At 63.8% G+C, this 21661-nt stretch carries 19 protein-coding genes; 7 read left to right on the top strand and 12 right to left on the bottom strand.

Going from position 1 to position 21661, the window contains the following annotated elements; translation table 11 throughout:
- Positions 1-5 precede the first annotated feature (5 nt).
- Together BM400_RS01845 and BM400_RS01840 are read left to right on the top strand one after the other, a co-directional pair.
- Complete coding sequence (locus BM400_RS01845; RefSeq protein WP_217644066.1) at positions 6-641, top strand: LbetaH domain-containing protein; 636 nt, start codon at positions 6-8, stop codon at positions 639-641.
- A 2-nt stretch (positions 642-643) separates the two neighbouring features.
- On the top strand, positions 644-1063 hold the full coding sequence (locus tag BM400_RS01840) for a GNAT family N-acetyltransferase (RefSeq protein WP_217644065.1): 420 nt from the start codon (positions 644-646) through the stop codon (positions 1061-1063).
- Between the two features lie 75 nt (positions 1064-1138).
- Here the strand turns inward: BM400_RS01840 and BM400_RS01835 are convergent, their stop codons facing one another.
- Together BM400_RS01835 and BM400_RS01830 are read right to left on the bottom strand one after the other, a co-directional pair.
- Positions 1139-2233, bottom strand: a complete 1095-nt coding sequence (locus BM400_RS01835) for an alpha/beta hydrolase (RefSeq protein WP_089836092.1) — start codon at positions 2231-2233, stop codon at positions 1139-1141.
- 102 nt (positions 2234-2335) lie between these two features.
- On the bottom strand, positions 2336-3580 hold the full coding sequence (locus BM400_RS01830) for an MFS transporter (RefSeq protein WP_089836090.1): 1245 nt from the start codon (positions 3578-3580) through the stop codon (positions 2336-2338).
- Between the two features lie 548 nt (positions 3581-4128).
- Between BM400_RS01830 and BM400_RS01825 the strand changes: the two genes are divergently transcribed.
- Positions 4129-5697: a DEAD/DEAH box helicase gene (locus tag BM400_RS01825; protein WP_245781627.1), complete on the top strand. Its 1569-nt coding sequence runs from the start codon at positions 4129-4131 to the stop codon at positions 5695-5697.
- A gap of 114 nt (positions 5698-5811) precedes the next feature.
- Positions 5812-6327: a VIT1/CCC1 transporter family protein gene (locus tag BM400_RS01820; protein WP_089836088.1), complete on the top strand. Its 516-nt coding sequence runs from the start codon at positions 5812-5814 to the stop codon at positions 6325-6327.
- Between the two features lie 75 nt (positions 6328-6402).
- Here BM400_RS01820 and BM400_RS01815 read toward each other — a convergent pair whose 3' ends face one another.
- The 8 genes from BM400_RS01815 to BM400_RS01780 form a co-directional block, all read right to left on the bottom strand.
- The gene (locus tag BM400_RS01815; RefSeq protein ID WP_089836086.1) at positions 6403-7221 is read right to left on the bottom strand and encodes a DUF3891 family protein; all 819 of its coding nucleotides are present in this window, start codon (positions 7219-7221) and stop codon (positions 6403-6405) included.
- Between the two features lie 184 nt (positions 7222-7405).
- On the bottom strand, positions 7406-8197 hold the full coding sequence (locus BM400_RS01810; RefSeq protein WP_089836084.1) for an ABC transporter permease: 792 nt from the start codon (positions 8195-8197) through the stop codon (positions 7406-7408).
- Positions 8194-8964 (bottom strand): ABC transporter ATP-binding protein, encoded by a 771-nt coding sequence (locus tag BM400_RS01805; protein ID WP_089836082.1) that lies wholly within the window; start codon positions 8962-8964, stop codon positions 8194-8196. The genes BM400_RS01810 and BM400_RS01805 overlap by 4 nt, the downstream gene beginning before the upstream one ends.
- Entirely contained in the window at positions 8964-10616 is a 1653-nt protein-coding gene (locus BM400_RS01800) for a CocE/NonD family hydrolase (RefSeq protein ID WP_089836080.1), read from the bottom strand. The genes BM400_RS01805 and BM400_RS01800 overlap by 1 nt, the downstream gene beginning before the upstream one ends.
- Positions 10613-10996, bottom strand: a complete 384-nt coding sequence (locus BM400_RS01795; RefSeq protein ID WP_141223776.1) for a hypothetical protein — start codon at positions 10994-10996, stop codon at positions 10613-10615. The genes BM400_RS01800 and BM400_RS01795 overlap by 4 nt, the downstream gene beginning before the upstream one ends.
- Complete coding sequence (locus BM400_RS21530; protein WP_141223775.1) at positions 10993-11784, bottom strand: creatininase family protein; 792 nt, start codon at positions 11782-11784, stop codon at positions 10993-10995. The genes BM400_RS01795 and BM400_RS21530 overlap by 4 nt, the downstream gene beginning before the upstream one ends.
- Positions 11785-11861: 77 nt before the next feature.
- A complete protein-coding gene (locus BM400_RS01785; RefSeq protein ID WP_089836076.1) occupies positions 11862-13205 on the bottom strand; it encodes an FAD-binding oxidoreductase in 1344 nt (447 codons plus the stop codon).
- Between the two features lie 24 nt (positions 13206-13229).
- Positions 13230-13832 (bottom strand): nucleoside deaminase, encoded by a 603-nt coding sequence (locus tag BM400_RS01780; protein ID WP_141223774.1) that lies wholly within the window; start codon positions 13830-13832, stop codon positions 13230-13232.
- A gap of 166 nt (positions 13833-13998) precedes the next feature.
- Between BM400_RS01780 and BM400_RS01775 the strand changes: the two genes are divergently transcribed.
- Together BM400_RS01775 and BM400_RS01770 are read left to right on the top strand one after the other, a co-directional pair.
- Positions 13999-15039, top strand: a complete 1041-nt coding sequence (locus BM400_RS01775; RefSeq protein WP_089836072.1) for a LacI family DNA-binding transcriptional regulator — start codon at positions 13999-14001, stop codon at positions 15037-15039.
- A gap of 319 nt (positions 15040-15358) precedes the next feature.
- A complete protein-coding gene (locus tag BM400_RS01770) occupies positions 15359-16330 on the top strand; it encodes a sugar phosphate isomerase/epimerase family protein (RefSeq protein WP_089836069.1) in 972 nt (323 codons plus the stop codon).
- Here BM400_RS01770 and BM400_RS01765 read toward each other — a convergent pair.
- Together BM400_RS01765 and BM400_RS01760 are read right to left on the bottom strand one after the other, a co-directional pair.
- Positions 16327-18705, bottom strand: a complete 2379-nt coding sequence (locus BM400_RS01765) for a c-type cytochrome (RefSeq protein ID WP_245781626.1) — start codon at positions 18703-18705, stop codon at positions 16327-16329. The genes BM400_RS01770 and BM400_RS01765 overlap by 4 nt on opposite strands.
- 89 nt (positions 18706-18794) lie before the next feature.
- The gene (locus BM400_RS01760; RefSeq protein WP_089836066.1) at positions 18795-19670 is read right to left on the bottom strand and encodes a TIM barrel protein; all 876 of its coding nucleotides are present in this window, start codon (positions 19668-19670) and stop codon (positions 18795-18797) included.
- Positions 19671-19983: 313 nt separating this feature from the next.
- Here BM400_RS01760 and BM400_RS01755 point away from each other — a divergent pair, with 313 nt between their 5' ends.
- Positions 19984-21624 carry an ABC-F family ATP-binding cassette domain-containing protein gene (locus BM400_RS01755; protein ID WP_089836064.1) on the top strand — a complete coding sequence of 547 codons (1641 nt, stop codon included), beginning with the start codon at positions 19984-19986 and terminating at the stop codon, positions 21622-21624.
- Positions 21625-21661: the final 37 nt, after the last annotated feature.

Here is a 21661-nt window from a genome sequence, read left to right as displayed (position 1 = left end):
TGGGGATGAGTCTTGCGGGTTATGCGGCTGAGAACGGCTGGATGTTGACGGTGCAGAAGTCCTTTGGGGGCTTGCAGCGTCGGCTACGCGACAGACTGTTGGAGCGGAAGCTGGGGACGACAGGGCTTGGGCTGGGACGGTTGCCGCGGCTGATGGGTTTAAGCCATATGAAGGTAGGGGCGAACTTCAAGGCCGCGGATGGGCTGTGGCTGGAGGCTGTGACGGAGTATGGGGGGAAGATGTATACGCCTCAGCTTTCGATCGGGGCGAATTGTAATCTTTCGAGTTACGTCCATATTGCGTGCACGAACCGGGTGACGATTGGGGAGGGGCTGCTGTGCGGGTCGGGCGTGACCATTACCGATCATGCGCATGGGCAGTACCGGGGGCATGGGCAGACGGGGCCGGAGTTGCGGCCTGCGGTGCGGCGGCTTTCGAACGATGGGGTGGTGGTGATTGGGAAGAACGTCTGGCTGGGCGATGGGGTGGTGGTGCTGGCTGGAGCTGACATCGGGGATGGGGCGGTGATTGGGGCGAACTCGGTGGTGAATGGGGTGGTACCTGCCGGGGTGATTGCGGTTGGGGCTCCGGCGCGTGTGGTGCGGGAGTGGGATGGAAGTGCGTGGGCGAAAGGGGAGTAGGCGTGGCGTATGAGATTGTGGTGGCGGATGCGGTCGGGGCGGAGCATCGGGATCTGGTTGGCGGGATCCTGCAGGAGTACAACAACGAGGTTGGGCCGGCGCCGGGTTATTTTCCGGTGGCTTTGCTGGTGAAGGGGGAGGATGGCAAGGTCGCGGGTGGGCTTTGGGGGAAGGCGGCTTACGACTGGATCTTTGTGGAGTACCTGGTGGTGCCCAAGGATGCGCGGGGGCAGGGGCTAGGGTCGAAGCTGATCGGGATGGTGGAGGAGATGGCTCGGAAGCGGGGGCTGGTGGGGGTTTGGCTGGATACCTTCTCGTTCCAGGCGCTGGGGTTTTACGAGAAGCTGGGGTATGTGCGGTTGGGGGAGATTGAGGATAACCCGCGGGGTGGGGCTCGGTATTTTTTGAAGAAGCGGGTTTAGCCGGGAATATTGGAGGCTGCATTCCCACATCTCAACAGCGAGATGTGGGGCACCCGGTTTTGCGGCGGGTTGGGCTCAGTCCTGGATAGGGTAGCCGTGCCAGATGTATTCGAGGGCTTCGGGCAGGGTTTGCTGCTTGACGGCGCGGTCGGTGTGGCCGGCGTTTTTTGCGAAGACGAACTGGTAGTGGTAGCCCTTGGCGGCCAGGACCCTGGCCATGTTTTCGTTGGCGACAACCCAGTCGTGCATGTTGTCGCGCATGGCGTTGGTGTTGAGGTTGTCGCGGTCGCCGACCTCCATCCAGAGGCGGATGGGCTTGCGGGGGGAGTTGGGGATGAGGTGTTCGTGGAACTCCCAGGCTCCGTGGGGGGTGGCGGGGTTGGGCGGCCACTGCTGGTTGACGAAGGTGCCGGAGTAGGTGAGGACGCGGCGATAGAGGTCGGGGTGGTACCAGGCCATGATGAGGGCGCAGGAGCCTCCGGAGGAGCCGCCCATGGTGACGCGGCCGTTGGGATCTTTGGTGAGGCGGACGTGGGCCTCCTTTTCGACGCGGGGGAGGACTTCGTGTTCGACGAACTCGGCGTAGAGGGGCGACATGGTGTCGTACTCGAGGCCGCGCTCGGAGCCCTGGGCGTCGCCGCCGCCGTTGGAGATGGAGATGGCGATCTGGACGGGGATCTTGTGTTGAAAGATGAGGGTGTCGAGGGTGGCGAAGAGGAGCTTGTCGGGGCCGTCGGCGCCAACGAGGAAGGGGGCGATGGTGTAAGGGATGTATTGCTTGGGGATGTAGACGGTGACCTTGCGGGTGTAGGGCGCGGGGTGGCTCGTGGGGACGAGGAGTTTTGCCGGGTCGTTGGGATCGGGGGTGCCGAAGGTGTTGGGGTCGCGCGCGATGCCGGGGTAGCGTTTGGAGTCGGTCGACTTCATGGTGAATTCGAGGATGGTGCCCTCGGGGGAGGCGAGGGGTGGTGTGGTTTCGCGGGCGGGGTTGTGGGTGGGGCCGAGGATGTAGTTGCCGTCTTTGTTGGCGGGCGGGAGGGCGGTGTCGGGAAGCTCGGTGGCGGTGACGAAGCCGGGGGTGTGGGGGTCTCGTGTGGGTGGCGTGGGGCGGTGTGGAGTTTGAGCGGCGAGGGTGGTGGTGAGGAAGAGCAGAGGGAGGAGTCGGGGCATTTGGGGCTCCTGATTTCGAGACGCGGCGTGGGTAAGGATAGCAGCGGAGAACGGGTAGGCGGCATTCCCACATCTCAGAAACGAGATGTGGGGCACCCGGATCTAGGCTGGATCGAGGTGCATGCCGGTGGGGGCGGCGAGGGTGGCGTAGCTGAGGGCTCCGAGGAGGGTGACGGCGCTGCATACGGCCAGAGCGATGGTGAAGGAGTGAGTGCGGTCGAGGAGGAAGCCGGTGAGGATGGGGGCGGCTGAGGCGATCATGAAGCTGGCGAAGTTCTGGAGTGCTCCGAGGGAGGCGACGTAGCGGAGGGGGCTGACGGCCTGCACGTAGCCCCAGCCGGAGGTGCCGGCGAAGTGGATGCAGAAGAGGGCGGCGCTGATGCCGGCGACGGCTTGCGTGGTGGTTTCGCTATGGGCGACGAGGAAGGTGCTGAGGGCGGAGACGACCATGCCGCCGACCAGGTTGCGGCGATGGATGGTGGTGAGGACTCCGCCGCGGGCTGCGAGGTGGTCGACGACGACGCCGTTCGAGAGCATGCCGAGGGCTCCGAAGAGGAAGGGGAGGGCGGCGACCCAGCCGCTTTGGGTAAGGGAGAGGTGGCGCTGTTCCTGGAGGTAGCCGGGGAGCCATGCGAGATAGAGCCAGACGGTGTAGTTGATGCCGCCCCAGCCGAGCATCATGCCCCAGACGGTGCGTTGGCGGATGAGGGCTCGCCAGGCGGCTTCGGGGGCTTGGGGACCGGCCGGGGCTTCGGGCTCGGCGAACCCGGTGTCGCGGCGGGCGCGGTGGAGGGCGATCCAGAGGCCTGCGGCGACGAGGCCAAGGGCGCCGAGGAGGATGAAGGTGGGGCGCCATCCGATGGAGAGCATGATGGCGGTCAGGATGGGTGGGGCGGTGGCCATGCCGATGGTGGAGGAGGAGCTCATGACGGCGGTGGCACGGCCACGGGTGGCTGGGGAGAACCACTCGCGGGTGGCGCGGACGCCGGCGGGGTAGAAGGGGCCTTCGCCGGCTCCGAGGAGGACACGGAGGAGGATGAAGACGGGAAAGGTGCGGACGAGGCCGGTGAGCATCTGGGCGGTGGACCAGAGGATGAGGCCGGAGCCGAGGACGGCGCGGGTTCCGAGGCGGTCGAGGAGGCCGATGAGGGGGAGCTGGGCGAATCCGTAGGCGAGCGAGAAGGCGGAGAGGAGCCAACCCATCTGGGTGGCGGAGAGGTGCATCTCGGCGCGGATGGTCGTATTGGCCACCGAGAGGGAGGAGCGGTCGAGGAAGTTGATGATGCCCGCCAGAAAGAGGAGGGAGAGGGTCGCGGTTTGGTGGCGGCGGAGGGTCTGGGCGGGCATTGGGAGCCATTTTAGCTGGGGAGGTAGTTGGTTTGGGAGAGCAATGCGTCACTCGGATCACAAGGAGGAACGACGGATAGAGACGGGCAACGAGAGGGGCCCAGGGCTAAGGCCCCACGCCAATCTCAGGAGCGACGGAGATTCTGCGGGGATAAGTGCAGACGGTACAGCAAAGGGGACTGCTCTAAAAAAAGGTTCCCACTGGCGCAATGCCATGCTATTCTCTTTCTGTGGGCTACTTCGGCCACAGGCGACGCGGGCAAAGACTTCGAAGTGGATTCGAGTTTGGCCAGAGACCGCGAGATACGCCTTACCACCGCATCCCTTCTCTTGTGTGATGAAGTCGCGCTGGTTGCTCTGGCTGGATGGCTTGTTATAGGACAAGTCTCGCCGTGCAGCAGCAGCGCTTCGCTCAAACGACAGCAATGCTGACTACTTGAATCCATAGTTCCTGACCGGGCGCTTGCGCTTGTTTCTTGAACTTCTGCAACCCTTAGTCGTCGTTTGACCATGTACGCCCCCGCGCGTACCCAGAAGAAGGAATTCCATTGACCTCCGCAACACTTGAGCAGAACCCCACCGTTTCGACCGTTTCCGACAACAACATTGCCTCCACCGCCATTACCCCCGACGCGATCCAGATCGATCCGACGACCGGGCTTCCGATGCTGAAGGATGTGCATTTCAACGATTTCAAGATCTCCGAGAGCCTGAAGGCGCGTCTGCATGGTGCCGGCTTCAAGACGCCCACGCCGGTGCAGGCGAAGGCGATTCCGCCGGCTCTTGAAGGCAGCGACATCCTTGCGACCGCCTCGACCGGCACGGGCAAGACGCTTTCGTTCCTGATCCCGATGATCGAGCGCATGGATGCGACCTCGGTTCCTTCGACCAAGGGCAAGCGTCAGCCGATTCGCGCGCTGATCCTTCTCCCCACCCGCGAGCTCGCGATGCAGGTGCTCGAGGCTTACGCGAAGCTGGTTCCGGGCGTTCGCAACGACGCCGTGCTGGTGTGCGGTGGACTCTCCGAGAACAACCAACTCGACGCGCTGGATCGCGGTCCCCGCCTTGTGGTGGCTACTCCTGGCCGTCTTGAGGACTTCCTCCGGCGCCGCTCGGTAAACCTGACCGGTGTCGAGATGCTGGTGCTGGACGAAGTGGATCGCATGCTCGACATGGGCTTCCTGCCCGCGATCAAGCGGATCGTCGGCGCGCTGCCGAAGACCCGCCAGACGATGTGCTACTCGGCGACGCTGGATGCGAACATTCGCGAGATCGTTCGCGACTACGTCCAGAACCCGGTTCGCATCGAGATCGGTACGACCTCGAAGCCTTCGGATCGCGTGGAGCTTCGCGTGTACACCGTCATGCAGGACCAGAAGCTCGGCCTGCTCGACCAGATGCTCCGCGAAGAAGAGGGCACGTTCCTGGTGTTCTCGCGCACGAAGCATGGCGCGGACCGCATCTCGAAGAAGCTCGAAAAGCTCGGCCACGATGCCGATGTGATCCATGGCGATCGCTCGCAGTCGCAGCGTACGGCTGCGCTGAAGGGCTTTGCGAATGGCCGTCATCGCGTGCTGGTTGCGACCGACGTGGCGGCTCGCGGTATCGACGTGAACGACATTGCTCATGTTGTGAACTACGATCTGCCGAATGCTTCGGACGACTTCGTCCACCGCATCGGCCGCACGGGCCGCGCGGGCAAGAAGGGCGTCGCTACGACGTTCGTCGCTCCGCAGGAGCGTTCGGATGCCCGCAAGCTGGAGCGCGAGCTGAAGATCAAGTTCGAGTGGCGTGAAGCCGACAAGAACCTGCAGAAGGAAGAGCGCAACAAGCCTGTTGATCTCTCTTCGCCCGCTGCCGGCGATGTGCTCCAGATGGAGACGCGTTCCTGGCGCGGCAACGAGCCTGTTACACCGATGACGCCGAACCCCTACTCGAACCGCAGCCAGGGTCCGAGCGGCAACCAGAATGGTCCTCGTCCGGGTGGCCGTGGTTTCCGCGGTGCCTCGAATGGCCGCAGCGGACCTGGCGGTCCTGCGGGCGGACCGCGTGGCGGAGGCCGTAGCGGTGGTCCTTCTCCTGCGGGCCGTGTGAACCGCGGTACGCGGGGTCGCTAAGAGCAAGGGCTTTAGGGCCGAAGGCTTAGAAGATAAGAGCGGCCACCTCCCCGGAGGTGGCCGCTTGTCTTTTGTGCCGTGGGTGCCGTGAGTGAGGCGCGGTAGACTGTGGCCATGAGCGACAATCTGCCGAATTTCAGTGAGCTGACGAAGATCGTTGGCGACGATAAGAGCTTTATGCTGCGGGTGGTGCAGCCCGGCCTTGCGGGCTTGATGGATGGATCGGTGTCGACGCTGGCCCCGATCTTTGCGACTGCGTTTGCGACGCATAACTCCCATACGGTGTTCTTGATTGGGGCCGCGGCGGCGGTTGGGGCTGGGATCTCGATGGCGTTTTCAGAGGGCCTGTCCGATGACGGCGAGCTGACGGGGCGGGGGAACCCGGTGTTTCGCGGACTGGTGACGGGCGGGATGACGTTTCTGGGCGGGTTCCTGCATACGCTGCCGTTTCTGATTCCGAACGTGCATACGGCTTTGATCTGGGCGTACCTGGTGGTGGGGATCGAGTTAGTGGTGATTGCGCTGATCCGGCATAAGTACTTCAAGACGAGTTTTGCGTTGTCGGTGCTGCAGGTGATTGTGGGGGGTGGGCTGGTGTTTGCGGCGGGCGTGATTATTGGGCAGTCGTAAGGCAGGGCTTGAGGAGGTGTTCCCACATCCCGGAAGCGAGATGTGGGGGACCTGGAGTGGTGGCGGTTCTGTGGTCTATGCGGTGAGGTGGATGTCGAGTTCCCGGGTGGGGGCGTTGTCGTAGGCGTCCGCTAATGCCGCGCTGGAGGGGAAGGTGTGGCCCTCGACGTGGCGGGCGGTGACGCAGGTTTTGATCTCGGGCTGGTCGAAGGGCCAGGGGGTGAGGCGGAACTGTCGTGGACCGATGGGGTGAACCTCGATGGTGCGTTCGCCTGTTTGGGTGGGGAGCGGGTGAAGGCAGGTGGAAGGCCTGTTGAAGGCGACGCAACTGAGCAGCGACAGGTTGTCGGTGGCCTGGAGGAGGCGGAAGTTGTTGAGGATGGTCTCGTCGCAGACGTCCTTGGCGGTGTACTCGGGGTCGGTGCGGACGAGTTCCATGAGGCGGAGCTGGCGGAGGCGCTGGCGGTCGAGGAAGGCGTCGAGCAGTGGGAGCTGCGCGGGAGCGATGGTGGTGCGGTCGGCGCGGTCGGTGAGCAGGTTGTACGTATGCATGGAGACGAGAAGGGCAGAGTAGGGATCGACGGCTTCGACGAGCTCGACGGCCTGTTCACGAACGGCGAGGTAGGCGGCGAGGTCGATCTCCTCGAAGGCGGAGTAGGCACCGACGAGTTCGAGGGAGAAGGCGGAGGGTTTGCCGGCGCGGGTGATGGTGGGGGCGGCGTCGCGGGCGGCCCAACCGTCGTCGTGGACGCGGATGCCGTGCAGGACGGAGGTGCGGGGGGTGGGGGGAAGGAAGAGGTCGTTGCCCCAGTGGGAGGCGAAGTGCGCGGCGAGATGCGCATGGGCGGGGTGCGTGACGAGGAAGTAACCGGTGGGGGTTTCTAGGCGGAGCATTGGCGTCCTTGGTCGTTCTGGAAAGCAAACATAACTGGAGAAAAAGGATGTAAGGCGGATAAGGACAGGCAACAGCAAGAGCAACCGCAAAGCAAAAGAAGAAGCGGATCCCCCGCGGGGATGACAACCAAAGGGCAACCGCAACTGCAACTACGATAGCAACGGCTGACTTGTTTATTTTTCTTTATTCGAGCTCGGGTGATCTGGCGGATTCGTGCCACTGGTGGAGGAAGAACCACTCCAGGAACATGACGGTGAAGAAGAAGACGAAGCCGAGCAGGGTGGCGGCGGCTACGAGGGCGAAGAGGTAATCGGTTTCGAGCTGGGAGCTGGCGTACATGATGGCGTATCCGATGCCTCCTACGCCGACGCGGGCGGAGCCGGCGAAGATCTCTCCGGTGATGGCTCCGATGACGGCGACTCCGGCTGAGATGCGGATGCCGGTGAAGAGCGAGGGCAGGGCGTGGGGGAGGCGGAGGCGGAAGAGGATTTGCGGGGCGCTGGCGTTGTTGATGAGGAAGAGGTCGACCATGCCGCGATCGACGGAGATAAGGCCCTGGGTGGTATTGGCGATGATGGGGGCGAGGCAGATGATGAAGGCGATGAGCGCGACAGAGAAGAGGCCGGGGCCGATCCACATGATGATGAGCGGGGTGATGGCGATGATGGGGACCGTCTGGAGAAGGATGGTGTAGGGGTAGAGCATGCGGCGGATCCAGCGGGACTGCGCGAAGATGAGCGCGATGATAACGCCGACGAGGATGCTGGCTGCGAGTCCGGAGGCGGCTTCGGCGGCGGTGATGGCAAGCGAGGTGGCGAGGGAAGGGAAGCGCTCTGCGGTGGCCTTGGCAACGGCCAGAGGCGTCGGCAGCATGAACGGCTGGATGCCGAAGAGGGCGATGACGCCGAACCAGAGCAGGAGCAGCGCGGCGAAGAGGATGACTGCGGAGAGGGCCGTGATGAGAGTGCGCTTCATACGGTGTGGACCTCGCGGAGGGTGCGGGAGACATGGGCTACAAGTTGGTCGAAGGACTCGGAGGCGCGGGTCTCGGCGGTGCGCGGGTAGGGCAGATCGATGGGGATGTCGTGGGCGAGGCGGCCGGGGTGCGGGGCGAGGACGAGGATGCGGGTGGAGAGGAAGACGGCCTCGGCGACGGAGTGGGTGACGAAGAGAACGGTCCAGCTTTGTTGCTGGTAGAGGCGGATGAGCTCTTCGTTCATGCGGTCGCGGGTGATCTCGTCGAGAGCGGCGAAGGGCTCGTCGAGGAGAAGGATGCGGGGGTTGGAGGCGAGGGCGCGAGCGATGGAGGCGCGCATCTTCATGCCTCCGGAGAGCTGGCGCGGGTAGGAGTCGGCGACGTGGTCGAGGCCGACGAGCGTGAGGAGGTTGGAGACGATCTCGTCGCGGCGCTCGCGGGCGGTGTGTTCGAGTTCGAGGCCCAGGGCCACGTTGCGGCGGACGGTGCGCCAGGGCAGGAGCGTGGGGTCCTGGAAGATGAAGCTGGTGATCTCGCGGGCGGATTTGGGGGTCATGCCCTCGACTTCCACAGTCCCCGACGTTGTCGGGCTGAGACCGGAGACGAGGCGCAGGAGGGTGGACTTGCCGCATCCGCTGGGGCCTACGATGGAGACGAATTCGCCGGGCTGGATGCTGACGCTGAGGGATTCAAGAATGGGCTTGGCGGTGCCGAAGCGCTTGGTGACGTGGTCGAAGGCGACGGCGGGGACGCGGGCTTCCGGCATTAGCTCTCCTCTGGGGTGGGGAGGATGGGGAGATGGAGGGCGGAGGTGTGGGCCTGATCGTGGAAGAGGGTCTGGGTGGAGCGCGCCCAGTTCCAGGAGTCGGCCTGGCGAGGGTGGATGTGGGTGTTGGGGTTGCGGTCGTAGAGGGGGTAGGCGGAGCTGGCGATCTCGAGGCGGAGGCGGTCGCCCGGGGCGAAGACGATGGAGGTGGGTTCGAGGGGGAAGCTCCAGAGGCTGGGTGTGTCGGGGGTAAGGCCGCGGCGGCGGAGGATGCCGATGGTGAGGAACTGGGCGTCACCGTTGGGCTTGACGCAGATGAGCTTGGCGACGAGGTCGGTGGTGTGGGCGCTGGTGGCGAGGTGGATGGCGACCTCGGGGGAGCCGAAGACGTGGAGCGAGCGGGTGAGGGGGCGGGTGGTGTAGATGAGGACGTTGTTGCCAAGCTCCATCGCGGCTTGATTCGTCGGGCCGGGGGCGTTGGTTGCGCCGCCGGGGGCTAGGACGGGAACCTCGGGGTCGTAGTTGTAGAGGTCAGGCGGCTCAGGGGTATTTGGGGCTAGATGGGTGAGGGTTCCGTTGCCTTTGCTGGAGTTGGCGCGTCCCTCGCTGTGCAGATAGAGGGTGTGGTTGGGGGTGGGGATCGCGTCGGCTTCGTGCCACTGGTTTTCGTTCAGGGCGTAGTGGCGGATGCGGGGCTCGTTGGTGAACTCGCCGGTGTCCTTGAGCCAGTGATTGAACCAGCGGAGGTGAAGGGCATCGGTGTCGAGGTTAGCTTCGGGGCCGAGGGTGTGCGGGCCGATGCGATCTCCCCAGGGGATGTGGATCCAGGGGCCGGCGATGAGGTGGTGGTGGGGCTTGTGCTGCATGGCCTGGAAGGCGTCGATGGAACCCTTGAGGTAGGTGTCGAACCAGCCGGCGAGGTGCAGGGCAGGGAGGGTGATTTGATCGACTTGCTGGCTGATGTCTTGCGCTTGCCAGTAGGGGCCAGGGGTGTCGTTCTCGAACCAGTCTTTGACGTAGCCGCCGATCGCGGGATGGTGGCCGTAGGGGGTGGTCAGGTACTGGGCGGGTAGGTTGGCCCAGGCGGCTTCGAGCTTGTCGCTGGCTTCGCGGTCCTGAGCGCGACGGGCATCGGCTTTGAGCATCTGGAGACCCCAGCCGAGGGAGGAGGCCAGGCGGAGAGCGCCGTGGTAGTAGAACCAGCCGTGGTAGAGGTCGTGGGCGGTCTGGGCGGGGGCGATGCAGAGGAGGCCCTCGGGCTGGCGGGCGGCGAGCAGCCACTGGGTCATGCCCTGGTAGGAGAAGCCGTACATGCCGAATTTGCCGTTGGATTCGGGGCGTTTTTTTAGGAGGGCGAGGGTGTCGACGCCGTCCTGGGCTTCGTGGCGGAAGGGGTAGAAGGTGCCCTCGGAGGTGCCGCGTCCGCGGACGTCCTGGATGACGACGTTGTAGCCGTGGCGGGCGAACCAGGCGGGATGCGCGTAGACGACGGTGGAGGCGATGTCGCGTCCGTAGGGCTGGCGCATGAGGAGGGTTGGGTGGGGTCCGGCTTCGCGCGGGTAGTAGTGGTCGGAGTGGAGAATGGTGCCGTCGGACATGCGCAGGGCAACGGCGCGTTCGAGCGTGATTCCGTCGCCGAGGTCGAGGATCATACGATCCACCTTGTCGCGTGACGGAAGCGATAGGAGAAGATGGCGGGCAGAAACAGGACGGCGGCGTAGATGGCCTCGAAGGTAAGCCGCATGAGGGGAAGGCTGCGGTCGGCGTAGAGAACCCCGACCGCGATCAGGGCGAATCCGACGGAGGAGAGGGCGACGGTGATGCGTTCGCGATAGAGAGCGCCCGCGCCCAGGACAAGCAGGACAATTCCGATCGGCAGACCGCGATGGAGGTCGTGGCCACCGTGACTGGCGGCGTTGCGATTCATGAGCCAGAGGAGGATCGCGAGCGCGCCGAGAATGAGCTGCGCTGCGCCGAAGAGCTTGAACCAGAGGCTCGGCCAGTTCATGGGGGGTGGTGCTTGCGGGCTCATGGGACGAGCTCCTCGAAGTCGAGCATAGCCTGCAGCGCGGCGGCTACTTTGGTGGAGGCGGCTTCGATCCAGAGACGACCGTTTTCCGCCGTGGCGGGGGTGGGGTCGCCCATCACGCCGCTGGGCGCTATGTCGCGGGTGAGCCAGGAGAAGGTGGCGGCGGCGAACTCGGGGAGCAGTGGCTTGGGATTGTCGATGTGGGCGATGTAGTTGGTGGTGTATTGGTCCGGGTGGACGAGTTCCGGGGTGGCGGCGAGCAGGACGGCGGTCTCCCACTCGCCGGCGTGGAAGCCGTAGGCTCGCTCCTGGGGCGAGAGCCCGGCGGGGGTGGATCCGGCGCCGCCGGTGAGGTAGAAGGTGCGGAGACCGAACTCGGCGCGGAGGTCGCGGGCCATCACGTCGTCGAGGGCGGTGTTGCCTCCGTGGGTGTTGTAGAGGCAGAGACGATGGAAGCCTGACGCCTTGACGGAGGCTCCGATGTCTCGGATGACGGCCATGAAGGTGGAGGCCGAGAGGGACATGGTGCCGGGGAAGCCGATGTGTTCGTTCGATTTGCCGTAGCAGAAGTTAGGCAGGGCGTAGACGGGAGCTTCCGGGGGGAGTTTGGCCAGGGCGTGTCCGAGGAGGAGGTTGTTGATGAGGGTATCGGTGGCGAGTGGGAGATGGTGGCCATGCTGCTCGATGGCGGCGGTGGGGAGGACGAGCAGGGTGCGTTCTTTGTCGAGCGCTTCAACCTGCTTCCAGGTGAGGTTGGCGAAGTTGCGGGGTGCGGGGATCCAGGTTTGCATGGGGCTCCGTGGGGATTCGGTGGTGATTCGAAACCCACATCTCAGAAGCGAGATGTGGGGCACCCGATGTGGCGGCTCTATGAGAAGGTGGCCATCTTGCCTGGGTTGAGCAGGTTCTGGGGGTCGTACTTTTGCTTGGTGATGAGTTGGATGTTGTCGGGATGGTAGCGGCCACCCCCTTCGACGTTGTTGGAGTGAGGGTTGGCTACAAAGACGCCGATGGAGCGGCAGAAATCGATCATCTCGTTGAGGCGGGCCACGGTGGAGAAGCGGACGATGGGGATGGAGCCGGGGATGACGGCTCCGGTGCCGTTCTTCATGAACTCGATATGGAAGAGGAAGTCTTCGCCGTACTTCTGCTTGAGCTGGGCGAACTGACTGCGGACTTCGGTGGGCGAGAAGCCGCACTGGAGATAGGTATACTCGGGGTCGAGCTTCATGGCCCAGAGGGTGGTGTGGTTCCAGGTGTAGTCGGAGAGAAGGGGCTGGGTGCGCAGGCCCTGATAGGGGGCGGCGTGGGTGACCACTCCTCCGGCGGCTTCGGCGGCGGCTTGCAGGGCTTCGAGTTGGCTCGCGGCGATCATGAAGAAGATAAGGGCCTGACCGGGGCGGGTGATGTTTACGATGGGGGCGAAGGCGGCGGGGATGGGGTGTTCGAAGGTGGTGATGAGGCGCTTGGTCCAGGTGTCCTGTGTGGCGATGGCTTCGCTGAAGTCGTAGGCGGCGGCGAAGGTGGGGAAGGCGACGGCGCATTGGGCCCAGTCGACGGCGGGGGTGAGGGCGAGGCCGATGCGGACGATGATGCCGTTGGTGCCCCAGGAATGGATGACCTCGTGGACTTGATTGCCGGCGTGGTGGATGAGGCGCGGCGTGGGTTCCATGGTGACGACGTCGATGAAGCGGACGGTTTCGAAGTCGCGGAGGCCACCGTGAGCGACGGACCCGATGCCCCCGGAGCCACCGCCGAGGAAGCCGCCGACGGAGGCCTTGGCGACGGTGCTGGGGTAGCAGCGGAGCTCCCAGCCGAGGGTGCGGGCGTGGGTTTCGAGGACGCCTAGGCGTGTGCCGGGGCCAGTGATGGCGACGCCCTCCGGGGTGATCTCTTCGATGGCGTCCATGCGGGCGAGGTCGAGGACGATGCCGCCGTGCAGGGGAATGGCCTGTCCGTAGTTGCCGGTGCCGGCTCCGCGGGCGGTGACGGGGATGTTGCGGGCGTGGCAGCACGCGAGGGTCGCGGTGATCTCTTCGATGGAGATGGGTTGCGCGACGGCCTCGGCGGTCTTGTCGTCGAGAAGCGCCTTGAGGACGGGCGAATACCAGTAGAAGTCGCGGGAGAGGCGCTGCACGGTTTGCGCGTTCGTGAGGTAACGCGTGGGGTCGGCGAGACAGGCGGAGACGGCTTGGTGGTCGGCTTCGGTCATGGGAGCGGTTCTCGGTTGCCAGTGCTAGGTTGTGCTCTTTGGGTTCCAGGTGGCGAAGACTTTTTGCATGTTGGGGTGGTCGAAGAGGGTGTTGCATGCGGCTTGCAGAACGGGGCCGGTGATGAGGCAGGGCATGTCGGAGCGGGTTGCGACTTCCGTGGCGGGGATGTAGATCTGGCGACAGTGGCGTGCGGCGTCGGCGATGGTGGCACCGTAGACGACGCGGTCGAGGCCGGCCCACAAGGCGTTGGCCATGCACATGGGACAGGGCTCGCAGGTGGTGTACATGGTGTAGCCCTTGAGGGAGGGGCTCTTGAGCTTCTTTGTCGCCTTGCGGACGGTGCGTACTTCAGCGTGGGAGCTGGGATCGTTTTCCTGGCGGACGGCGTTGAGGGCGCGCATGAGCGGCTTGCCGGTAAGCGTGTCGACGATGAGGGCGCCGAAGGGGACGGGGGTGGAGGTGGTGAGGGAGCGGGCGGTGAAGGCCACGAGCGCGGCCATGAAGGCTTCGTCTTTTTGACGAAGGGCGGCGGACTGGGCGAGTTTCTGGCTACGAGTCAGCGAGGAACTGTGGGCCATGAGGAAATCTACCATGAGGCTTGCGTCGGGAGTTGTCGGCTCGGACACACATCTGTCTCGGAATCGAGGTGTGGGGCACCTGACTTCGCGGGAGCCGGGATGTTGTGGAAACGTTTATTTTTGACGCTGTGGTTCTGAGGGGATAGTCTGTCGCATCGGCCCTGAGGGGTTGGTTCCCATCATGTAGTATTCACAGGGAAGGAAGAACCCCCCTATGCCAGGCCGTTTGAAACCGACCAACTCGATGCCGACGCTGGTGCATGTCGCGAAGCTGGCTGGTGTCGGTCTGGGGACGGCTTCGCGGGCGCTGAGTGGACAGGGGTATGTCAGCGAGGAGACCTCGGCACGGATCCGCAAGGCGGTGGAGCAGCTTGGGTATCAGCGCAACGAGCTGGCCCGGAGTCTGAAGGTCAAGCGCTCGGGCGCGATCGGGCTGGTGATTCCGGATGTGGGTGGGCCGTTTATGGCGGGTTGCGTGCGGGCGATCCAGAAGGTGTTCCGGCAGGCGGGCTATACCTGCATCATCACGTTTACGGATGGCGATGAGAAGGTGGAGACCGAGGAGGTCGACTACCTGACGCGGCACCAGGTGGATGGGATTCTGATTGTGCCTTCGCCGGGTTCGGGCGCGCACTTCCGGACGCCGCAGATGGCGCATACGCCTCTGGTGACGTTCGACCAGCCGGTGGAGAAGCAGGACTATGACGCGATCCTGATCAAGAACCGGCACTATGCGCGGGAGGCCGTGGAGCACCTGATCGGGCATGGACATAAGAGGATCGCGGCGCTGGGGGTAAACCGGCATCACTATACGATTCAGCAGCGGATGGAGGGCTACCGGGTGGCGATGAAGGCTGCGGGACTGTCGCCGATGCTGGAGATCGTCGATCCGGAGGGCGGAGGAATTCCGAAGCAGTTGGATGCGTGGCTGGCGATGAAGCCCGCGCCGACCGCGCTGTTCAGTCTGAATGAGCTGACGACGCTGGAGGCGGTGGAGGCCCTGGCGGAGCGCGGGATCAAGATGCCGGAGCAGATTGCGTTTATTGGATTCGACGATATTCAATTGGGACCTTATCTGGATCCTCCGTTGACGGCGGTGGTGCAGCCGGCGGCAGAGATTGGAGAGAAGGCGGCGCGGCGGCTGCTGGAGCGTATTGACGCGAAGGAGAAGCTGCCGTCGAAGAGGATGATGCTGGAGGCCGCTCTGGTGGTGCGCGGGTCGTGCGGATGCCCGGTGGTGAAGAAGAGCCGGTAGGCTGGGTCTTCTGCCGGTCCTGAAAGCAGGGGGTAGCGAGTAGAAGACGGATAGTTTGCGCAAAGTCGGTTTGCCTGCTGGTTCAAGGACGTTTTGTGGTCTGAGGCACTGTCTTTCCGTACTCCGCAGAGGTTGAAGGTTGTGTTTTGGTGAAACGTTTTCCCTTTGATGGTGCCGTCGTGCGGATGGGCATTGACTTCTTTGTTGTGTGGAAGATATACCGTGTTACGCGTCGTGTGACGCTCAAACCATCGCATCAACCAGTGGGAGAGCAACACCTCCACCCTGGCGTCAGGGACCAGTAGACCAGGGAGCATGCATGCAACTCGGTATCTTCGATCCCATCTTCGGCCGGCTTAGCCTGGATGCCATGTTGGAACAGATCGGGCAGTATCGCGAGATCACAGCGATTGAACTGGGTACGGGCGGGTATCCGGGGAGCGACCATGTGGCGGTGGATGCGCTGCTGGCAAGCAAGGACAAGGTGCGTGAGTTTTGCACGCGGTTTGAGGATGCGGGGCTGACGATCTCGGCGCTGTCGTGTCACGCGAACCCGCTGCATCCGCATGAGAAGGTGGCGCACGATGCGGATACGGTGTTTCGCAAGACGGTGCGGCTGGCGGAGAGGCTGGATGTTGCGACGGTGGTGACGCTCTCGGGCTGTCCGGGCGGAGCACCGGGGGATATGACGCCGAATTGGATTACGACACCGTGGCCTCCGGACTATGTGAGCGCGCTGAACTGGCAGTGGGAGGAGAGACTGATTCCTTACTGGCGGGAGGCGGCGCAGTTTGCCGCGCATGCCGGAGTGAGGATCGCGATCGAGGCGCGGCCGGGGTTCTGTGTGTACAACACGAGTACGCTCCAGAGGCTGCGGCACGCGACGTCGAAGACGATCGGGATGAATCTGGATCCGAGCCATCTGTGGTGGCAGGGGATGGATGTGCCGGCGGTGATCGGGGCTCTGGGTGAGGCGATTCACCATGTGCATGCGAAGGATCTTTCGCTGTCGCCACGGAAGATCGCCAAGGATGGCTTGCTCGATAACCGAGGGTACGACGAGCTGGGGCAGAGGCCCTGGATGTACAGGGCTGTGGGGTGGGGGCATACGGAGTTCGAGTGGAGAGCTGTACTTTCGGCGCTGCGGCTGGCGGGGTATGACGGGGCGCTGAGCATCGAGCATGAGGATGCGCTGATCGCCCCGGATGAGGGGCTGGCTTCGGCAGTGCAGTTTCTTTCGCGGATCCTGTTGCAGGAGAAGCCGGTCGAGGCCTGGTGGAGCAAGACTTAGGGTAAGGCGAAGGCGATGTAACTGCCGCCCAGGGCGTGCTTCGGGTCTTTGCCTCCACCGGCTGCGATGACCACGTATTGCTTGCCGTCGATCATGTAGGTCGCCGGGGTGGCGAGTCCTCCGTAGGGCAGCTCCGTGTGCCAGAGGAGCTTTCCGTCGCTCGTGTCGAAGACGTGGAACTGGCGGTCGTAGACGGTGGCTGCGATGAACATGACGCCGCCGGCGGTGACGATGGGACCGCCGTAGTTGGCGCTGCCGGTGTTCGGCATGCCCTGGGCGACGAGCTCGGGATACTCGCCGAAGGGGATGCGCCAGAGGTACTTGCCGGTGTTGAGGTCGATCGCATTCAGAGTGCCCCAGGGCGTTGCGCTGGCGGGGTAGCCTTCTGGATCGAAGAAGCGCCGGTAGCCGGTGAAGCGGTATCGGGAATGGACCTCTCCGGCGGCTTCGAGCTCTTTCTTCTCCTCGGGGAGAGGGCCTGCGCCGAGATAGCGGACGAGCGAGGCGCGGTCGGCATCGGAGAGCTTCGCGAAGGAGGGCATGCGGCCTCTGCCGTCCTTCAGGATGTCTGCGATCTGGGGCTCACTGAGGCGCTCCGCTACGCCGATAAGAGTAGGAAAGACGGGCGGTACGCCGGTCGCCTGCGCTCCGTGGCAGACGGCGCAGTTCTGGCTGAAGAGCTCTGCACCGTGGGGATTGGCGGCGGCAGCGGCGGGTGTGCCGGGTGCGGGAGACCGTCTGCCCTGCGATCCTGTAACTTTAGGGCCTGTGTCCTCTCCGGTGCGGAGAAAGTCTTCCATCTGAGCCAGAAGATCGCCCTGGATGTTTGGAAAAGAGGGCATGCGGCCCTTGCCGCCGTGGATCAGTGCCTCGATCTGCGGGTTGGAGAGCCGTTTGGTGACGCCGAGGAGCGAGGGGAACTCGGGTGGTGAGCCGAGCCTCTGCTCGCCGTGGCAGACGGCGCACTGGCTGAGGTATACGGTCATGCCGGGGCCGTGGGGCTTGCTGTTGTCGGTCAGGGCTCCTGTGGTGACGATCTCCTGGGCGTTCAGGTAGAGGACGCCGGTCTTGCGGTCGATCGCGGGTCCGCCCCACTCGGCTCCGCCGTCGTAGCCGGGGGTGACGATGGTCTGCTGGTCGAGGGCGAGGGGTGTGAACTGGGCGGTGCCGACCTTCATTGCGCGAAACTGTTCGAGTGCCCAGGCGTGGGCCTCGGGGGTGCGTTGGGTAAGGTCGTCTTCGGTGAGGACCTGCCGGGCGTAGGGTTCCGGGGCGAGCGGGTGCGGCTGGGTCGGCGAGCTTACCTCGCCCGGGACGTCGCTCCTGGCGACCTTCATCTCCTCGATGGGGAAGAGGGATTGGCCGGTGACCCGGTCGAAGACATAGAGGTAGCCCTGCTTGGTGGGTTGCGCCACGGCGTCGACGCGCTTTCCATCGTGCAGAACAGTTGCGAGGACGGGGGCGGCGGGGAAGTCGCGGTCCCAGATATCGTGGTGTACGCCCTGGAAGTGCCAGATCTTCCTGCCGGTCTCGGCGTCGAGCGCGAGGAGGGTGTTGGCATAGAGGTTGTTGCCGGCCCGGTCGCCACCGTAGAAGTCGTCGACGGCGGAGCCGGTGGCGGCGAAGAGCATGCCGCGGGCGGCGTCGACCGTGAGGCCGGCCCATGCGTTGGCTGCGCCGGCGTTCTTCCATGCTCCCTCGGGCCAGGTCTCGTAGCCGGGCTCGCCGGGGTGGGGGATGGTGTGAAAGGTCCACTTCATCCTGCCGGTTTTGAGGTCGTAGGCGCGGATATCGCCGTGCGGGGCGGGGTGGGTTTCGGGCGCGCGGAAGCCCACGATGATGGAGTCCTTGTAGATGACGCCCGGGGTGGTCATCGCGACGGTGGCCCGCTTGGGGTCCATGTCGAGGCCTTCGCGGAGGTCGATGCGGCCGCTTTGTCCAAACGTTTCGACTGGTTTGCCCGTTTCGGCGTCGAGCTCGAAGAGGAAGTTCATGATGCCGACGAGGAGACGGCCCTTGCCGCCATCCTGCCAGAAGCATGCGCCGCGGACGGGCTGCGAACCGCTGACCCCGGGGTCGAAGCGCCAGATGAGCTTTCCCGTGGTGGCGTCGAGGGCGATGACTTTCTCGCCGTAGGTGACGCCGTAGAGCATGCGGCCTGCGATGAGGGGCGTGTTTTGCAGGATGCCGGCGTCGCCGGTGTCGTAGCGCCAGACCTGCTTGAGGTTCTTCGCGTTGGTGCGGTCGATCTGGGTGAGAGTGGAGTAGTGGTCGCCGCCGATGCCTCCGTAGACGGTCCAGCCCTGGTTCTGCGCCAGCGCGGCGCAGGGAAGGAGGATGAGGCCGAGGAGGAATTGGATGTAGCGCTTTTGCATGAGCGGCGGCTCCATCGGGATGGATTGATGGCGATCTGGAAACCCCACATCTCCACAGCGAGATGTGGGGCATCCGTCTTGGTGGCGGATTAGGCTCGTGCGGCGCGGATGGCTTCTTCGCGGGCGGCGCGGAGCTGGGTGACGGCGTCGCCGGTAGGGTAAAACTCCATGCAGATATAGCCCTTGTAGTTGAGCTTGGCGAGGAGCTTGTAGACGGCGTTGTAGTTGAGCTCGCCGGTGCCGGGTTCGTGTCGTCCCGGGACGTCGGCGATGTGGACGAGGGAGACGAGGTCGATGTTCTTCTCGAACTTTTCGAGGATGTTCCCGGCCTGTCGCTGCTCATGGTAGACGTCGTAGAGCACCTTGATCTTGGGGCTTTGGACAGCGCGGCACATCTGGAAGGCTTCGGTGACCGAGGTCAGGAAGGACGTCGCGTTCTCGAGCAGGTCGATGGGCTCGATGACGATCTCGATGTCGGCCTTCTCGGCGATGACCGCGATCTTCTTGAGGTTGTCGACGCAAACCTCGAAGGAGGACTTCGCGACGCGCTTGCCGGTGGTGAGAATGATCTGGGTGCAGCCGAGCTTGCGGGCCATGGCGAAGGAGAGGTTGAGGTCGGCAAGGAGAGCGTCGATGGTGTCGGGGTCGGCGAAGGAGCCCTTGACGCCGGCCATGGAGTCGACGCGGAGGCCGAGGGTTTTGAGGTGCGCGGCGGTTTTGAGGGCTTCGTCGTCGGACCATTTGCGCCATTCGCCGACGAGCTCGATCCCGCTATACCCTGCCTTCGAGACCAGTTCGATGGTCTGCTCGAAGGGGCCGAGCTTGTTGAGGGTCCAGAGCATGACGGAGAAGCGGAAGGGCGACGCGGCGGCGGTCTGCGCTACGGCGAGGGAGGGCAGGATCTCCATGGCACCCAGACCTGCGGCCATTGCTACGGCGTTTTGCGCAAACTGACGACGATTCATGGTTTTTATCCTTAGCGTTTTGGTTTTCGTGGAATCGGCTCCGGAGGAAGCCGAGCCAGTATACGGCGCAGGAGCGGGGAGGACAATTGCCGGACGGTGAAGGCACCGGCGAGGGCTTTGCCGCTTCGACCCCACCCCGCGCCACGCGACCGCCCGGATATGGGTGCCGTTCCCCTTGGGAGGGAGGGGCAGCATGTATACTTGAGAAAGCGAAAAATCCGTTTTTCCCCAATTTTGAACGACATTTTAGACCGAAACGCCTCGCACGGCGCGGTCTCCGTTGCGCTCCGCAACGACCATAGGACCCCAAGATATGATCTCCGTCTCCAACGTCACCATGCGCTACGGCCAGAAGCTCCTCTTTGAGGATGTCTCCGTTACCTTCGTCGAGGGCCGCCGTTATGGCCTTACCGGGCCGAACGGCGCGGGTAAATCCACCTTCATGAAGATTCTGACGGGCGAACTCGAGCAGCAGAAGGGCACCGTCGTCCGTCCGCGAAAGCTGGGCGTCTTGAGCCAGGACCAGTATGCGTTCGACGCGTATCGCGTGATCGACACCGTGATTATGGGCAACAAGCCGCTGTGGGCTGCGCTCGAAGAGCGGGAGATCATCTACAACAAGGCCGAGATGACGGACGAAGACGGATCGCGTCTGGGTGAGCTCGAAGGCATTGTGGGCGAGGAAGACGGCTACGAGGCCGAGGCGAATGCGGCGATCCTGCTGCAGGGACTGGACATCGCCGATGAGCTGCACGACCGCAAGATGAGCGAGCTACAGGGCGGCCAGAAGGTGCGTGTGCTGCTTTGTCAGGCGCTCTTCGGCGATCCCCAGGCGCTTCTGCTGGACGAGCCTACGAACTATCTGGATCTGGACTCGATCAACTGGCTGCAGGACTTTCTGGTTCGCTATAACGGCACCCTGATCACGATCTCGCACGATCGGCACTTTTTGAACTCGGTGTGCACGCATATCGCGGATATCGATTACGAGACGATCATCGTGTACAACGGCGGATACGACGACATGGTGGAGCAGAAGACCTCGGTCCGCGCCCGAATCGAGAGCCAGAATGAGCAGCGCGAGAAAAAGATTTCGCAGTTGAACGACTTCATCGCGCGCTTCTCGGCGGGTACGCGTTCGAGCCAGGTGAACAGCCGCAAGAAGGAAGTGGAGCGGCTTGCCCTGACGGATGTCGCCCGCTCGAATATCCAGCGGCCCTTCATTCGCTTCGAACAGATGCGCCCTTCCGGCCGAACCATTCTCGAGGCTGAGAAGGTGAACAAGAGCTATCCCCAGAAGGACGGCAAGATCGAGCACGTGATCCAGGACTTTACCGCCTCGGTTTCGCGTGGCGACAAGGTTGTCCTGATGGGCCGCAACGGACAGGGCAAGACGACGATGCTGAAGGCTCTGCTGGCGAACGGTCCAGGCGTGGATGAGACGGACGTTTCGATCGATTCGGGCGTGGTGAAGTGGGGCCATGAGGCGCAGATCGGTTACTTCGCGCAGGATCACAAGGGATCGATCCAGATGGGCATGACGGCGTCGGACTGGTTGCACCAGTTCGACCCGCAGGCGACGAAGGAAGATATCCGCGGCATTCTTGGACAGATGCTGTTCAAGGGCGAAGAAGGCTTGAAGATGACCAATGCGCTCTCCGGTGGAGAGGCGGCGCGTCTTCTGTTTTGCAAGCTGATGCTGCAGAAACCAAACGTGCTGGTGCTGGACGAACCCTCCAATCACCTTGATCTCGAGAGCATCAATGCATTGAATCTGGCTTTGCAGAAGTATGAAGGAACTGTATTCCTGGTGACGCACGATCTGGATCTGATCAATGAAGTGGCGACGCGAATCTGGCACTTCCATGGAGGACCTTCGAACTTTACGATCGAGGACTTCAAGGGGCCGTACTCGGAGTACCTGTTGCAGCAGCAGATGTCGGCTGCGAAGTAGGCGATTCGAGTCTTCGAGATGCCGTCCCTTCCGGGGC

Origin of the sequence: Granulicella pectinivorans, from assembly GCF_900114625.1 — a bacterium.
GTDB classification, from domain to species: Bacteria; Acidobacteriota; Terriglobia; order Terriglobales; family Acidobacteriaceae; genus Edaphobacter; species Edaphobacter pectinivorans.
This window is presented reverse-complemented; position numbering and strand designations above follow the sequence as displayed.